Source organism: Idiomarina sp. (assembly GCF_019431395.1).
Classification (GTDB): domain Bacteria; phylum Pseudomonadota; class Gammaproteobacteria; order Enterobacterales; family Alteromonadaceae; genus Idiomarina.
In genome coordinates, this window is record NZ_CP080268.1 from 2,505,113 (window position 1) to 2,521,383 (window position 16,271).

Genomic DNA, 16,271 nt, shown 5'->3' on the forward strand with positions numbered 1-16,271 from the left:
AGTACATCGAGTGGTTTGCTCAAACGACTTTAGAGTAGCGATTTTGGCCGTGATCCAGGTATTCGTCGAAACAAGCGCAGATGCTGCGTACCCAAAGGCGGCCTAATTCGGTAACACGAAGTTTTTTGTCGGATACGTCGACTAAACCATCTTCAATGAACGGTTTTAATAGCGGTATGGACTCGGCAAAGTGAGCCCAGAAATCGTCGATGTTCCATTGTTCTTTGAAGGCTTCGACATCCAGCTCGAAGTGGCAAATCACCTGCGAAATCAACGCCGCACGCATTTTATCTTCATCGGTTAGTGCCATGCCTTTAATGATGGGTCGGTGACCCTCATCGATTATTTTATAGTAAGCCGGCAGCTCTTTTTCGTGTTGCCAAAGCATACCGTTTACCTGGCTGATGGATGACACACCCAAGCCCAGTAATGCGTCCTGACCGTCTGTGGTATAGCCCTGGAAGTTACGTTGTAAACGTCCTTCGCGTTGCGCAACGGCCAGGCCATCGTCTTGCTTGGCAAAGTGGTCCATGCCAATAAACTGATAACCCGCTTCGCTTAATTGGGTAATCGCCTGTTCTAATAAGCTGAGCTTAACGGATGGCTGCGGAATAGACTCTTCCGGAATTTTACGCTGGCCGGCAAAACGCTGCGGTAAATGCGCATAACTGAATACCGAAATACGATCCGGATCCATCTCGATTACTTGTTCAATCGACTTTTTAAAGGTCTCAGGTTGCTGGTAAGGCAAGCCATAAATTAAGTCCAGGTTGATTGAATCAAAGCTCAGCTCTTTACTGAGTTTGAGCTGATGACGAATTAAGTCGACATCTTGCACTCGATTTATTGCAATTTGTACCTTGGTATCAAAGTCTTGTACGCCATAACTTACGCGATTGAAACCCAGCGCGCGCAGGTGGCGTAACTTGTCATCACTGCAACTGCGCGGGTCAATCTCGATACTGACTTCAGCGTTTTCAACAAAACTGAAATGTTGATGTACCAGCTCCATCAAGCGAGTTAATTGTTGTTCCGTCAAGAAGGTCGGCGTGCCGCCGCCTAAATGAATTTGCCGGATTCGTTTGTCTGCAACCATTGGCTGATACATCGCCATTTCTTTTGCCAAATAGTCCAGGTATTTGTCGGCTTTGTGCTGGTGGCGGGTAATGACTTTATTGCAACCACAGTAGTAACAGAGCTTATGACAAAAGGGCAGATGCAGGTATAAGCACAGCTCATTGCCCGCAGTTCTAAGTGCCTGATTAATGCGTTGATGGTCAAACTGTTCAGAGAGCATCAATGCGGTTGGATAAGACGTATAACGGGGCCCGCTAATATTGTACTTATCGATTAATTTTTTATCCCATTGAATGACTGACATATCGACCTCTTGACGGGTGTCAACTAACGCGTTTTAAGATGCCGTTATTATTCCATCTTTTTGGCGCTGTAAATAGGACGCCAGTTTATCACCGAGCTTGAAAATTGGCTGTGGCAGCTTTTGATCTACCTCAATAGTGTCAAGAAAATTCTTAAGTGATAAGCCCAGCTCTGTATTACCTTCAACCCGAAGTTGGCGTCTGAAAAACAGTGTGTCCGGGTCGACCTTATTGTGGATTAACAGCAAAAAGTCGGTGCTTTTCGCGCTCATGCTGGCATCGCTGCTTTGCCGGGGCGGACTCACCTTAATGCGCTTAGTTTCAAGGCTTACTGCAAAGCTTAAGTCGATATCAGAAAACGTGATTAGTACGTTTTTGTCGGTTAAAAACGCCAGTTCATCGTCGGTTATTTCTTGTCTGAACAAACGGTTTAACATCTGCTCAAGGGGTTTAAATTTAGCGTTTTCAGGTAGCCAGCGATGCGCCTTAGCGCATTGGTTAAGCAAGCGCATTACCCCGTTGTTGGTATCCATTAAAATCTCTCCCCTTTTAAATAAATATTTAAAATGTGCCTTTATAATAATCGCTATTGAATGGGTAATTCTTAACTTAAGTAAAAAACACAGCAGAAACTGAGGCGATTATGGAGCTATTGTGCCCAGCGGGCAGTATTCCGGCATTAAAAGCGGCGATAGAAAACGGTGCTGATGCCGTTTATGTCGGCTTAAAAGACGAAACCAACGCGCGCCATTTTGCCGGGCTAAACTTGAACGCGATGAAGCTTGCCGAGGCAGCCGATTATGTTCATCGCCATGGCAAAAAGATGCATGTCGCGATTAACACATTTGCGCATGCCAACCAATGGCATAAATGGCGGGATGCCGTTGATGGCGCCGTTGCTGCCGGTGCGGATGTGCTGATTATATCGGATATCGCAGTACTGGGCTATGCCGCTGAGCGTTATCCCCGGATCGAACGTCACCTTAGTGTTCAGGCCTCGGCGACTAACGCCGGAGCGATAGAGTTTTACCGACAATATGGAGTTTCGAGAGTGGTGTTGCCCAGGGTTCTGTCGATGCAACAAGTCAGAGCATTGGCAAGAACTACCGACATCGAACTGGAAGTGTTTGCGTTTGGTAGTTTGTGCATCATGGCTGAGGGACGTTGCTACCTGAGTTCTTATATGACCGGTGAATCACCTAACACGGCGGGTGCGTGTTCGCCCGCAGCCTATGTTGAATGGGAGCATCAGGGTAGCCGTTTAGAAAGCCGTTTAAATGGTGTTGTTATTGACCGTTTTGGCGACGGCGAAAATGCCGGGTATCCAACCTTGTGTAAGGGGCGTTTTAGCGTCGATGACGAACTCTACAACGTGCTAGAGGAGCCCACCAGCTTAAATACCCTTAGCCTGCTACCGCAACTGTATAAAGAAGGTATCGCATCTTTAAAAATTGAAGGGCGACAGCGAAGCCCCGCCTACGTAGCGCAGATCACTAAAGTTTGGCGCCAGGCGATCGATCGCGTCATGCAGGAGCCCGAAAACTTTAGCGTTGAACAAGAGTGGGATCGAGTGCTGGCCTCGTTATCTGAAGGAAGCCAAACCACCCTTGGCGCTTATCACCGGAAGTGGAAATAAATTATGCAAATCGCATTAGGACCTATTTTATACTTTTGGCCAAAGGCAAAGGTCAAAGCGTTCTACCGCCAGGTTGCCGAGTCGGATACTATCGACCGTGTATATCTGGGCGAAACTGTCTGTAGTAAGCGTCGAGAGTTGGGCTTGGAAGATTACCTGCAAATAGCACATGAACTGCGTGAGTCAGGTAAACAAGTCTGTCTGTCTACGATGACGCTATTAGAAGCGCCGGCGGAGCTGGCGCAAATGACAAAGTATTGTGACAACGGTGAGTTCGAGGTAGAGGCCAATGACGTTGGCGCCATTCCTTACTTACGCGAACACGGAGTCAACTTTACTGTTGGCTCAGCGATTAATATATACAATCACGAGGCGCTGAGGCGTTTTGTGGATATGGGAATGAATCATTGGGTAACGCCCTATGAATTATCACAACAGTGGCTGACAGATATTTTAAAGCAGCCCCGGATAAGCAGTGTGCGCAGTTTGTTCCAAACTGAAGTTTTTGCGTTTGGACATATGCCGCTAGCATGGTCCGGGCGGTGTTTTACCGCTCGTTCTGAAAATCGTCCGAAGGATCAGTGTGAACTTTGTTGTATTAAATACCCGCAAGGTCGCACCGTTAAAAGCCAGGACGGTAAACAAGTGTTTGTATTGAATGGTATTCAAACGCAATCAGGTTCGCGTTACAACTTAATTAATCAACTGCCCACCATGAAAGGATTAGTCGACCGCATTCGTATTAGCCCGCAACCCGAGGGTACGCTGCAATGGGTAGACCGTTTTAAAGCGAATATGAGCGGCGACAACCCGATTGCGCTAACACAGGGTGAGAGCAATGGCTATTGGTTACAGCTTGCTGGTATGGTAAAAGCAGGCTAATCAGCGTTAACGATAAGGGAGCTTATGCAAACAACACGGATTGGAATTATTACAGTCAGTGACCGCGCCAGTCGGGGTCAATATGAGGATATCTCAGGTCCGGCAATTGAGGCGACACTAAACGACTATTTAACGTCTTCGTGGAAGCCGGTGTACCGGGTTATTGAAGATGAACAATCGCTTATTGAGCAAACTATAAAAGAGCTGGTGGACAAAGAAGGTTGTTGTCTGGTGGTGACTACCGGTGGTACTGGCCCGGCTAAACGCGATGTAACTCCCGAGGCAACTGAAGCGGTTTGCGACCGCATGATGCCGGGCTTTGGCGAGCTAATGCGACAAGAATCGTTAAAATACGTACCAACCGCAATTCTCTCACGCCAAACTGCGGGCTTAAGAGGGTCTTCATTGATTATTAATTTACCCGGTAAACCTAAAGCCATTCGTCAGTGCTTAGACGCGGTATTCCCGGCAGTGCCTTATTGTATAGATTTGATGGAAGGCCCTTATCTGGAGTGCGATGAAACGGTGATTAAACCCTTCCGTCCTAAGAATAAGTAGTTATGTGCCATGCCGGAGTCGTAGCAGGCTTCGGCATAATCCGATAAAGGTTACCGTCCAGGCACATAAAGCTATATAGAAGAAGGTTGTCGGTAAGGCGTCCAAAAACGAAAATTGCATGGCTTTTAACATGACATAAGTGCAAGCTGAATACATACCTAATGGGAACACAGCTCCCCAATAAAGTGGGTCATAGGCAAACGGGAAACGCCGAATGACGTGTCGCCACACACCCAAAATAAGCAGCATGGGTATCCACCAACTGCCAGTCGCCCAATAGAAAATGGTAAAGCCTTTAATGAAGGGGACCAGACTTTCCAGAAAGGGGGCTTTCGGTGAGTTAATAATTAGCAAGGAACCCGCTAACGTTGAAATAGCCATTGCACCCATGTTTATCCAATACGGTGGCGCCAGATCACTGGGCACGAATTGGAAAAACGTATAGCGATAAAAAATCAGCGACATCATCCAGATGTACAGCATGCCACCCCAAAGCCACATAGAAAGTGCCAGAAAGTTAAGTTCGAGTTTCCAGGGTTGTGCAGTTTGTGTCGCTAAATAAGCGCTGAGTACGGCAACTGCCTGTGTTGCAACTACAGCCAATAACCAAGCACCGCTAATGCCTTTGTCTAGTGACGGTTTGTTACGGCGAATCGTCAATGCGGTAAAAACTGTATAGGTTAGAATAATCCAGAGCAGTAATGCGATTACCCAGGCGCTAAAAGCTAGCCAGTAATTGTCATAAAGAATAAGCAACTGACTGCCGACCAAGGTGGTTCCGGCAACGGCAGTAAAAAATGCTGGGCCTTTGTTGTGACTGACTAAATCACTGAAGAACTCGTTGGAAAAACGGATGGCGCGGTAGCTGTATAGAAAAGTTAAAATTGCCCAGCTGAGTGTAGAAACGAAAAAAAGAAGTTTGGCAATAAAAGGCCATTGCTGCTGGTGTGCAGCAATGGCGATAATTCCTGTGGCCATCACCAGCCCAAAGTAGGCTGGTGACAAGTCTTTTGATTTATCAAGTAGGCTCATAACGTCTCCGCCTGAGCCTTGCTTCACTTAGCAAGGATCAGGTGCATTTTTACGAGAGTAGAACCACCAAGTTATCACACCACATATTGCGTAAAAGATGATAAAGCTCACCAAAGCGGCAGAAACTCCGCCGGTTAGACTAATTGAGCTACCGTAAGCTTTCGGGATAAAGAAGCCGCCGTATGCTGCAATGGCTGATATAAAGCCGATAACCGCAGCGGATTCTTTGTTGCCTTCTTTTATTGCTTGGTCAGTATCGCCTAACTCACGTTTGCGCTGGTTCAGGAAGATGACCGGTACCATACGGAAAGTGGAACCGTTACCAATACCAGTGGCAATAAACAACACCATAAAGGCGGAGAAGAAGCCCCAGAAATTACCTTCGGTACCCGCTATCGGCAAGAAGTAAATAACACCGATAACACCGACAATCATCAACAGGAAGTTCCAGAAGGTCACTCGTGCACCGCCCAGTTTGTCGGCAACAATGCCACCTAGTGGTCGTGCTAAGGCTCCAACCAATGGCCCTAAGAAGGCATAAGCGGTTGGGTCAACTTGCGGGAACAGCATACCGGATAACAGTGGGAAGCCAGCGGCAAAGCCGATAAAGCTACCGAAAGTTCCCAGGTACAAGATACACATTATCCAGTTGTGGAAGCGTTTGAAGATGACCGCCTGGTCGCTGAATGAGGCTTTCGCAGACGAAATGTCGTTCATGCCGAACCAGGCCGCAACAGAACCGATAATGATCAAAGGCACCCATAAGAAAGCTGCGTTTTGCAGCCAGATTTCCTGACCAGCATTGGCGCCCTCCTGAATGACCAGCGGGTCGCCTTCAATACCACCGAATACGCTCGCAGCAATAACTAATGGCGCCAGTAACTGCATACCGGATACACCCAGGTTGCCCAAGCCGGCGTTCATGCCTAATGCACCGCCTTTTTCTTTTTGTGGATAGAAAAAGCTGATGTTCGACATACTGGATGAAAAGTTACCGCCACCGAAGCCACACAATAATGCTAAAATCAGCATGATCATGTACGGGGTATCGGTGTCTTGAACGGCGAAGCCAATCCAAATACACGGTAGCAATAAAGACGCGGTGGATATCGCGGTCCAGCGTCGCCCACCGAATATCGGCACCATGAAGCTATAGAATATCCGCAGAGTCGCACCGGAAAGCGCGGGCAGGGCGGCTAACCAGAACAGTTCGTTTTGACTATACGGGAAGCCCAGCGCAGGCATTTTAACCACCAGAATACTCCAGATGGTCCACACCGCGAACGCTAAAAATAGGTTGGGTATGGAAATCCATAGGTTACGGCTGGCAATTCGTTTCCCTTTTTCTTCCCAGAATGTTTTATCTTCCGGGCGCCAGTCATCCAGTACCATCGAGTTTGGTGTGGAAAGTTCCGGCAGATCACGTTCTTCGCGATCTTCTTTGTACTCAACGCGTTCGGCTTTAACAATGGCAGCATTCATCCACAGCAGCGAAACGGTCGCAATCACAAACAGCAACATAAAGCTACTTTGCCATACACCAATAACGTCATTGAGCATACCGAAGGTCAGTGGCAGCAAGAAGCCGCCTAAACCACCGATCATGCCGACAACACCACCGACGGCACCGACGCTTTTCGGATAGTAAACCGGAATGTGCTTAAACACGGCCGCTTTACCCAGTGACATAAAGAAGCCAAGCACGAAGGTTAAAAACACAAAACCGACTAAGGTAACTTCAAACTGGAAATTATAAGTCTGGTTGATGCCTTTAACCGCGTACTCAGTGCTGGGGTAACTGAGCAGGAACGTACAAATAATGGAGGCAATGAAGGTCCAATACATGACTCGACGCGCACCGTATTTGTCAGACATCCAACCGCCCAAAATACGGAACAGTGACGCCGGAATGGTGTACAGCGCAGCAATCATACCGGCGGTTTTTACGTCCAGTTCATACACACCAATCAGGTAATGCGGCAGCCATAAGGCCAATGCTACAAACGCACCGAATACGAAGAAGTAGTAAAGCGAGAAGCGCCAAACACGCAAATCGCTTAACGGCGATAACTGCTCCCAGAAGCCTTGTTGTTGCTTTGCAGCTCGGTCGTTCTTAAGCGGGTCTTCTTTGGCGAGGACGAAGAATGAGATACCAGCAATAGCCAATACGGTCGCATAAATTTGCGCTGTACCTTGCCAACCCAATGCAATCAATAAAAACGGCGCGCCGAAGTTGGTTACCGCCGAACCCACGTTGCCCGCACCAAAAATACCCAGCGCAGTGCCTTGCTTCTCTTTGACGTCGTTAAACCAGGCGGCGGTGTACGTCACACCGACAATAAACGAGCCACCGGCTAAACCGACACCGAGTGCCGCGATTAGCAACATAATGTAGCTGTTGGCAAAGGTCAGTAAGTAAACACATGCTGAGGTTAGCAGCATTAAAACGGCAAAGACTTTTTTACCGCCCAAACGGTCAGTCCATATCCCCAGAAACATGCGGCTAATAGAGCCGGTCAGTACCGGGGTTGCCATGAGCAAACCAAGTTGAGTATCGGTCAGGTTAAAGTCTTCTTTTATCTGAATACCGATAATGGAAAAAATTGTCCATACGGCAAAAGACAACGTAAATGCTAACGTCGAAAGCATTAGCGCATAGTTGCGTTGGCCCGGGGACGTGGTGACGGACTGGTTCATAAAGAAACCTCCTAAATAGCCCTATATTCGATGGCATTACTTTACGAGGTTTTTAAATAAAATACTTTATTATCAAATAGCTATAGACAGTTCGCGGATAATCAACAGTACCTAAAAAAGGGTGTCGGGGTTATGGATACAAGCCGCGAATTTTGGCGTTTTCTTAACTCTTTGTGGGTATTTTTAAAAAACAAAGCCAAGGAGGCATAAACTTTGGGGTACTTCACTATATTTGCTAGTATGCTCTTTCAATAATATGCATTATAAATGTACTATAAAGCAAGATTAAATAATCAGAGCGTTGACTATGCAAGTAACACAGCACGAAAAAGAAATGGCGATGGCGCCCATCCTACGGCAAGCCTATCGGCCGATGTTTTTGTTGGGCGCGATTTTTAGTGCGTTAGCTATTTTATTGTGGGGGCTGGTGCTTATTGGCGCTATCCAGTTGCCGGTGTACGGTAATGTGCTGTTTTGGCACAGCCACGAAATGCTTTATGGGTTTGTCGTCGCTATCGTTCTGGGCTTTTTGTTAACAGCCGTGCAAAACTGGACCGGGATGCGAGCAACACACGGGCCGACGTTATTGATTTTAGCGCTATTATGGAGTGCGGGTAGGTTGCTGATGTTGTTTGGGCAAGGCTTGCCTTGGTGGCTGGTTGCTGCTGTAGACGTAGCGTTATTGCCTGTGGCTGCGATTTTATTTGCGCGTCTGGTATTAGCGGTTAATCAAACACGAAACCTATTCTTTATTCCGATTTTGCTATTGCTCGCTGTATCAAGCGGGTTAATGCACGTGGGTTATGCTTTTAATCAGTACGAGTGGCAAACCATTGGTGCGTATAATGGCGTGTTTTTGGCCACCTTATTGATGGCGATTATTGGCGGCCGCGTCATGCCGATGTTTACCGCTAACGGCACAATGACTAAAAAAGTTATGCCCATTGCCTGGTTGGAAAAGACCGCCCTGGGGCTACTTTGGGTGCTGTTTGCGGTTCACTTTTTTAACCTGACGCTGTATATAGCCGATGTTTGGCTTGGTGCTCTATTTGCGTTAACGGCGCTTGCTCACACCCTTAGAGTGTTGCGCTGGAAGACATGGATTACCTTTAAAGTGCCTCTGCTGTGGTCTATTCACTTGGCTTATTGGTTCATTCCTCTTGGTTTGGCACTGCTTGCGGCACACTATTGGGGTGTTGAAATCACGCGCAGCACGGCAATGCATGCGTTAACCGCTGGCGCAATGGGTAACATGATCCTGGCGATGATGGCGCGGGTTTCGCTAGGCCATAGCGGCCGACCGCTAAAGCCAAAACCAATAATGTCAGTGGCGTTTGCATTAATGTTTATTTCTGCATTAATGCGGGTAGTCGGCGTTAGTTTATTTCCGCAATGGACGACAGACTGGATTCTTATTAGCACATTAGCCTGGACGTTTGCGCTGGTTATCTTTATTGCGATTTATTTGAAAGTATTTTTAACACCGCGAGCAGACGGCAACCCTGGTTAAGGATGGATTGCCGAACATGCAGGACAGTGTGGATGCCGGGCAATTTTAAAGCGCTGCCAGTCCGCACTGAGTCCGTCAAACATTAATAACTGACCATACAGCGGTGCGCCGGCACCGCTGAGAATTTTAATCACCTCTAATGCTTGCATACTCCCTACAACACCGACTAATGGAGCAGCCACGCCGGACTCAGCGCAGCTTAAACTTTGTTCGCCAAACAGGCTGCTTAAACACTGATAACACGGTGACTTGCCATCCATTTTAAAGGCGGCCACTTGCCCCTCAAACCGGATGGCGGACCCTGATACCAAAGGTGTTGCTGTGGCAAGACATTGCTGGTTGATTAAATTGCGGGTAGCGAGGTTATCACAACAGTCGACGACTAAATCACAAGCATCGACGTGTTTACCTAACACGGCTTCATCAGCCCATTGGTTGAGGGCCGTTAACTGACATTCACTGTTCAATTGCTTAAGACGTTTGACGGCAACTTCAGCCTTTTTGTTACCTATGTCTTGCTCAGTAAACAGGGGCTGGCGCTGTAAATTACTGGCTTCAATAATATCAGCATCTATAACCGTGATTTTGCCCACACCGGAACTGACCAGGTAAGGCAGAGCGGCGCAGCCGAGGCCGCCGGCACCAATAACTAATACGTGGCTATCAAGTAACTGCTCCTGGCCCTCTAAATCGATAGCGGGCAGCACGATATGGCGGTTGTAGCGAATAAGTTGTTCACGAGTCAGCGTTTTCATTAGTCAGACTTGTTTCGTTAAAGAGTTCAGGGCGGGTCCAGATAAATACGCCGACAATGAGTAAAACAGCGCCAACGGTTAACTTAGCCCATACCGGCGGGGTGGGAATAAACCACAGAATAATATAGCCGCCGAGCATCATCAGGCTAGCGGCCCACTTGGCGTTGCGTCGAATACTGCGTGTTTCGCGCCAGGCACGAATATCAGGGCCGTATTTGGGGTGGTTTAATAACTTTTCTTCCAATGATGGCCAGCCCTTACTGGCCGCCCACAACGCGGCGATTAAAAATGGTACCGTCGGCATAACCGGCAGTAATAAGCCGACAAATCCTACGGCGACAAATACAAGCGCTAAGCAGCGCCAAAACATGGTGGTCATTAACTCCATGACTACTTGATACCTAATCGACCCGCTAATTTATGTAAGTTACTCGAGTCTACACCCAAACGCTTGGCGGCTCGACTCCATTTACCGTCTTCTAACGCCAATGCTCGCTGTATCATTTGCTTTTGAGTAAAGTCGACAGCATCGCGTAAGCTTATTGCTTCACTTGCCGGTATGGCTGTTTGTTCAAGCACCTGTCGCTCGGCGCTGGCATGACTTGGCAGGTTTAGGTCGAGTTCCTGTTCGGTAATGGTGGCGATGCTGCTGTGTTCAACTCCGGCACTCAGTAACTTAATCGCAGCCCGGCTGATCACGTGTTCCAATTCCCGAATATTGCCAGGCCAACGATACTGTTTTAACGCAATTTCTGCTGTCGCCGATAAGCGTATTGCTCGAAGGCCCAGACGGCTGCGGTTTAATTCTAAAAAATGGCCTGCCAGCAACAGGATATCGTCTTCTCTATCCCGCAGTGGCGGAATGGGGAGCGGATAAACTGAAAGGCGATGATAAAGATCGGCACGGAACTGTTCGTCGCGAACTTGTTGTTGCAGGTTGCGGTTGGTTGCGGCAACAATGCGCACGTCAACTTTACGGTGCCTGTCGGAACCCAGGCGTTGTACCTCACCGTTTTGCAGCACACGCAAGAGCTTCGCCTGAATCGACAGAGGCAATTCACCCACTTCGTCTAAAAACAAGGTACCACCGTGGGCGGCTTCAAAACGCCCGCCGCGTTCACTAGTGGCCCCCGAGAATGCCCCCTTACTATGACCAAACAGTTCCGACTCCGCCAGCGATTCCGGCAGTGCGGCGCAGTTAACGTATATCATCGGCTTAGCAGCACGTTTCGAATAACGATGTAGCTCGCGTGCGAATAACTCTTTACCAACACCGGTTTCGCCTAATAGCAGAACCGGCAGTTCAGCTTTGGCAACAGTATGGAGCTCAGAAATAACCTGCCTCAATGCTGAGCTTTTGCCGATGATCTCATTGTCCAGGTTATTGGGCGAGGGATTGCCGCTACCTGAAGTCGGTTGATTTTGCCTTAAAGCCCGAACCTGTTGCTCCAGCGAACCAACGCGAATTGCCGCTTCAACGATAAGGCTAAAGCGTTGCAGTTCAATGGTAGACTGGTCATTGAATGTACCCGGTTGCAATGCATCCAACGTCAGCACGCCCCAGCACTGCCCCTCAATATAAAGGCTGATCCCCATACAATCATGAACCGGCAATGCGTCCCCGGGTTGATCCGACAGCAAGCCATCGTATGGGTCGGGTAAACTCGAGCTGGGTTCAAACAACACCGGGTTGCGTGAAGCAAGCAAGGTAGCCAGCCGCGGGTGTTCAGCGACAACAAAACGCCGGCCTAAGGCCTCATCAACTAAGCCATGCATGGCAATGGGGCGGAGCGCGTCACTGTCGCGTTTTAGCAATACAACAGCCCCACAATGAAAGTGTTGGCGTAATGTTTTTACCAGATTTTGTAACCTGACCGGTGCCGGCACATCGGTGACCAGATCGGCTAATAAGCTCTGCTGAAGCATGGTTATTTTTACACTCAGTTCGGATTTTAGGGTTTTTTATACCCGCTAACGATAGGTTGATTTTACCGTTACGCTTCGCAAGCTCAATATCCATAAGGGGGTAGGAGTTGGCTTAAATCGTGCAAATGAAGATGGATAGCAACGTTTATTCATTAAAAGCTTGAGGCAGTTATGACCAATACAATTATTGAGCAATGGCAAGACAAACCAAATCTTGAATTAGTGGAGTTTATTGTTGAGCGGTTTCATCAAGTTCACCGGCAACAATTACCAGAGCTGAAACAACTGGCATTAAAAGTCGAAGACGTGCACGGAGACCATCCACAAGCACCGCAGGGTCTGGGTGAACACCTCGATAACATGTTGCACGAATTAGAAAGTCACATGATGAAAGAGGAACAAATATTATTCCCCATGTTGGCTCGCGATATTTATCCTAGCGGACCAATTTCGGTCATGGAAGAGGAGCATGAGCAACACGATCAGGATATTCAAAAAATTCGTATGCTAACCAATGACTTAACTTTGCCAGAGGGCGCCTGTGGCAGCTGGCAAGCGCTCTACCGGGGCTTAGCTGAGCTCATCCAGGATTTAAACGATCATATCGAATTAGAAAATACCGTTTTGTTTGTTGAGCAACAGCCTGTGCCAACTCACGGAAAAGACTTTTGCTGCGGGTCCTGTCAATAACTACCTGGTAATAACAAAGGGTATCGAAAGAAAAAGGCTACCGTGTTAAGTAGCCTTTTGTTCTATTTAAAAAATGGAATGGCCAGTGGGTATTGATTGGCCTGCCCATTTTTAGCATTGACGGCCGCGAGTATGATAAAAACGATCGATGCCAACGCGAGCAGCACGAGTAACGGGATGGTTAAAAATGGTACTAGCATAGTCAGTACCAGCAAGCCAACGCTATAAATGATGGCACTGAGCATCCAGTTAAATATAATTTTCCCATGCTGATCGACTATCGCTTGCTCACGTTTTATGGCCCACATAATGATTGGTGCACACCAACCAATGAACGGCACTACATAGGCTGCGAACTGAGATAAATGCATTAGCATGGTGTAAGTAGCGGTATCTTCAAGCGGATTGCTTTGGTATAAGGGATCTGAGTTCATTGACAATTCCTTGTCTATTTGACGTTAACGACTTCACATCGGGTTAAACTGCTCGTACATTAGGCATATTGTTAAAAAAATAATAGGCCGTTTATGCGCACACTAAAAAAACTTTTAATAAGCCTGAGTATTGCCACAGCCTCGACTGCGACTATGGCGGATTCATTAAGTGGGGCTGCGTCCCTGCTACCCGAAGCCAACTATAGCAACCAAAAAGTGTCTGTCGAGGACGTTCTCGGCTACCCGATAGGTACGAAAATAACCTCTCCTGAGGCGATGAGCTTGTATTTCGAGGCATTGGCTGAAGCATTCCCCGATCAAGTAAAACTTTTGGATTACGGTAAAAGTTGGGAAGGTCGTACGCTTTACTATGTGGTTATCTCAAGTCCTGAAAATCTACAAAATTTTGATCAGTTTGTGCAGAACATGCAGCAGCTTGCCGATCCGCGCAGTACGGATGAGGACGATGCCGAGCGATTAATCAATGAAACACCGGCGAGTATTTGGCTTTCTTACGGCGTGCATGGCAATGAAATATCATCTCCCGAAGCGGCAATGATGACGGCGTATCATTTGCTTAACGATAACCGTGAACAAACCGAGCAATGGCTCGAGAATACGGTGATTTTTATCGATCCGTTACAGAATCCTGACGGCCGTGCAAGATTTGTGCAGCGCTATTACATGACAGCAGGACTGGAACACTCCGCTGACCGTCGCAGTGCAGAGCATAACGAGCCCTGGCCTAGTGGCCGCACTAATCACTATATGTTTGATATGAACCGTGATTGGATTGCGCTGACACAACCTGAAATCAAAGGTCAGGTTGACGCGCTACTAAAATACTACCCGCTAGTGTTTGTCGACCTACACGAGATGGGCGGAGATTCTACTTATTATTTTACCCCTGAAGCGCGGCCCTACAACCCGTTGATTACTGACTCACAGCGCGAAACGCTAAACTGGATAGGGAAGAACAATGCTTCGTGGTTTGACGACAAGGGCTTTGATTACTTTACCCGTGAAATTTTTGATGCGTTTTATCCTGGTTACGGAGCCAGCTGGCCGCTATACCATGGTGCGGTAGCCATGACCTACGAGATGGCGTCTGCGCGAGGACATAAGTTTGAGCGCACCGATGGCGACGTTCTAACCTATGCTGACGGTGTACAACAGCATTTTGTTGCATCAATCTCTACCATTCAGACCGTATCGGAACGCCGCGAGGCATTATTGGAAAAATTCTGGAGTTATAGGAAATCGGCGATAGAAGCCGGCGAAGATGACGAGCAGCGTGCGCTGATTATTCCAGGTAAAGATGATCCCGCTGGAGCACGAAAACTGGCGTCGTTATTGGTAGAGCAAGGCGCTGAAGTGCAGCAGGCGCAGCAGTCGTTTCGTGTTTGTGGTAATGACTATGCTGCCGGGAGCTTTATTATCGATAAGGCGCAACCAGCATATCGGATGATTCGAACGCTGATGGATAAACAGGTCGATATGGCGCCTGAATTTTTGCAAGAACAAGAGCAACGTCGCGGTAATAATTTACCTGATCAAATCTATGACGTAACCGGCTGGTCTTTACCGCTGATGTTTAATGTTGATGTCGATGGCTGTGACGATTTGCCACGAGTGGACACTATTGCAGTCAATGAGGGGCGAATCGCAGCGGGCGAACTCATTAATCCTGCTGCCAAGGTTGGTTATTTGGTGCGCTGGGGCAACATGAACAGCGGTCGATTTTTAACGGCAGCGTTGCGTGAGGGGCTTACTATTAAGCAAAGTGAGTTAGCATTTACTCACGAAACAGCAGGCCGTTTCCCAAGTGGTTCACTGATTGTCACGCACGCAGACAACGCGGAGAAAGAGCTTGCAAATACCCTGGCACGGCTGGCAAAACAGACGGGAGCAACCATTTACGGAGTTGATACGAGCTGGATTACTGACGGACCTAACTTTGGCTCCGAGAATGTGCATGGGTTGTTTGCACCGAAAATCGCTATGGCCTGGGATGAACCGGTGAGTCAATACAATGCAGGCCACACTCGCTTTGTGATTGAACGTCAAATGAACTACCCCGTTACCGCTATCCGTACGGGCGAACTGAGAGCTGGTGATCTGGACGGTTTTGACGTCTTTATTTTGCCGGCAAGTTATGGCTATGACCGCGTATTCAGTGAGCAGACGGTAGCTGAGTTCAAAGACTGGATTAACGACGGTGGTGTTCTTGTCACTCTGGGTAATGCCTCGGGTTGGGCAGTGGAAGCGGGTTTATTGGCAACCAAAGTGGAACGGGCAATTCCCAAAGAGGGTGTCGAGGAACCTGCCGAGGAGACTAAGATTGATGGTCAGGCGATCGTATCACGCGACCAGTTCATGACTGAAATTCAGGCTCATGGTGTCGATCCAGACTGGGTCTCTGGTGCTTTAGTCCACGCCGACGTTGATCAGGATCATTGGTTAGCTGCCGGATTAAAAGACAAGTTGGTTAGCCTGTTTAACGGCAATACAATTCTAGCACCGATAGATATTGATAAAGGTCGCAATATTGCTTGGTTTAGCAATAAAGACGAACTACTCGCCAGTGGCTTTTTGTGGGATGAAACTGCCGAGCAACTGCCTTATAAGCCATTGCTTATTTGGCAGCCTAACGGTGACGGTATGGTAATTAGCTTCACCCAGGAACCGACCTATAGGGCTTATATGGACGGGTTAAATACGGCCCTGATGAACGCGCTGTTTTTGGCGCCGGCTACCACCCGTTAGTATGCT

The 16,271-nt window shown here is 48.0% G+C and carries 14 protein-coding genes; 6 read left to right on the top strand and 8 right to left on the bottom strand.

Annotated features, from left to right (window positions below; translation table 11 throughout):
- Positions 1-19 precede the first annotated feature (19 nt).
- Together hemN and KZ771_RS12095 are read right to left on the bottom strand one after the other, a co-directional pair.
- Positions 20-1,381, bottom strand: coding sequence for an oxygen-independent coproporphyrinogen III oxidase (gene hemN / locus KZ771_RS12090; RefSeq protein ID WP_290653728.1), 1,362 nt, complete (start codon positions 1,379-1,381; stop codon positions 20-22).
- A gap of 33 nt (positions 1,382-1,414) precedes the next feature.
- Positions 1,415-1,912 (bottom strand): SCP2 sterol-binding domain-containing protein, encoded by a 498-nt coding sequence (locus KZ771_RS12095; RefSeq protein WP_290653730.1) that lies wholly within the window; start codon positions 1,910-1,912, stop codon positions 1,415-1,417.
- A gap of 110 nt (positions 1,913-2,022) precedes the next feature.
- Between KZ771_RS12095 and KZ771_RS12100 the strand changes: the two genes are divergently transcribed.
- Genes KZ771_RS12100 through mog form a run of 3 tightly spaced genes read left to right on the top strand, consistent with a single transcriptional unit; the run spans position 2,023 to position 4,455 of the window.
- Entirely contained in the window at positions 2,023-3,015 is a 993-nt protein-coding gene (locus KZ771_RS12100; RefSeq protein ID WP_290653732.1) for a peptidase U32 family protein, read from the top strand.
- A gap of 3 nt (positions 3,016-3,018) precedes the next feature.
- Entirely contained in the window at positions 3,019-3,897 is an 879-nt protein-coding gene (locus KZ771_RS12105; RefSeq protein WP_133540283.1) for a U32 family peptidase, read from the top strand.
- 24 nt (positions 3,898-3,921) lie between these two features.
- Positions 3,922-4,455 carry a molybdopterin adenylyltransferase gene (gene mog / locus KZ771_RS12110; protein ID WP_290569805.1) on the top strand — a complete coding sequence of 178 codons (534 nt, stop codon included), beginning with the start codon at positions 3,922-3,924 and terminating at the stop codon, positions 4,453-4,455.
- Here mog and KZ771_RS12115 read toward each other — a convergent pair whose 3' ends face one another.
- Both KZ771_RS12115 and KZ771_RS12120 read right to left on the bottom strand, forming a co-directional pair.
- The gene (locus tag KZ771_RS12115) at positions 4,456-5,487 is read right to left on the bottom strand and encodes a tellurite resistance/C4-dicarboxylate transporter family protein (protein WP_133540285.1); all 1,032 of its coding nucleotides are present in this window, start codon (positions 5,485-5,487) and stop codon (positions 4,456-4,458) included.
- Between the two features lie 27 nt (positions 5,488-5,514).
- Positions 5,515-8,184 (bottom strand): MFS transporter, encoded by a 2,670-nt coding sequence (locus KZ771_RS12120; RefSeq protein ID WP_290653734.1) that lies wholly within the window; start codon positions 8,182-8,184, stop codon positions 5,515-5,517.
- A gap of 307 nt (positions 8,185-8,491) precedes the next feature.
- Between KZ771_RS12120 and KZ771_RS12125 the strand changes: the two genes are divergently transcribed.
- Positions 8,492-9,694: an NnrS family protein gene (locus tag KZ771_RS12125; protein WP_290653736.1), complete on the top strand. Its 1,203-nt coding sequence runs from the start codon at positions 8,492-8,494 to the stop codon at positions 9,692-9,694.
- Here KZ771_RS12125 and moeB read toward each other — a convergent pair.
- Genes moeB through norR form a run of 3 tightly spaced genes read right to left on the bottom strand, consistent with a single transcriptional unit; the run spans position 9,691 to position 12,375 of the window.
- Positions 9,691-10,449: a molybdopterin-synthase adenylyltransferase MoeB gene (gene moeB, locus KZ771_RS12130; protein WP_290569809.1), complete on the bottom strand. Its 759-nt coding sequence runs from the start codon at positions 10,447-10,449 to the stop codon at positions 9,691-9,693. The genes KZ771_RS12125 and moeB overlap by 4 nt on opposite strands.
- Entirely contained in the window at positions 10,430-10,828 is a 399-nt protein-coding gene (locus KZ771_RS12135; protein ID WP_290653738.1) for a YbaN family protein, read from the bottom strand. Before KZ771_RS12135 ends, moeB begins: the two co-directional genes overlap by 20 nt.
- 11 nt (positions 10,829-10,839) lie before the next feature.
- Positions 10,840-12,375, bottom strand: a complete 1,536-nt coding sequence (norR, locus tag KZ771_RS12140) for a nitric oxide reductase transcriptional regulator NorR (RefSeq protein WP_133540290.1) — start codon at positions 12,373-12,375, stop codon at positions 10,840-10,842.
- 171 nt (positions 12,376-12,546) lie between these two features.
- Here norR and KZ771_RS12145 point away from each other — a divergent pair, with 171 nt between their 5' ends.
- Positions 12,547-13,065, top strand: a complete 519-nt coding sequence (locus KZ771_RS12145; RefSeq protein ID WP_290653740.1) for a hemerythrin domain-containing protein — start codon at positions 12,547-12,549, stop codon at positions 13,063-13,065.
- 62 nt (positions 13,066-13,127) lie between these two features.
- Here KZ771_RS12145 and KZ771_RS12150 read toward each other — a convergent pair whose 3' ends face one another.
- Entirely contained in the window at positions 13,128-13,499 is a 372-nt protein-coding gene (locus KZ771_RS12150) for a DUF4870 domain-containing protein (RefSeq protein ID WP_133540292.1), read from the bottom strand.
- A gap of 153 nt (positions 13,500-13,652) precedes the next feature.
- Here KZ771_RS12150 and KZ771_RS12155 point away from each other — a divergent pair, with 153 nt between their 5' ends.
- A complete protein-coding gene (locus KZ771_RS12155) occupies positions 13,653-16,265 on the top strand; it encodes a M14 metallopeptidase family protein (RefSeq protein WP_290653742.1) in 2,613 nt (870 codons plus the stop codon).
- The last annotated feature ends 6 nt before the right edge of the window (positions 16,266-16,271 follow it).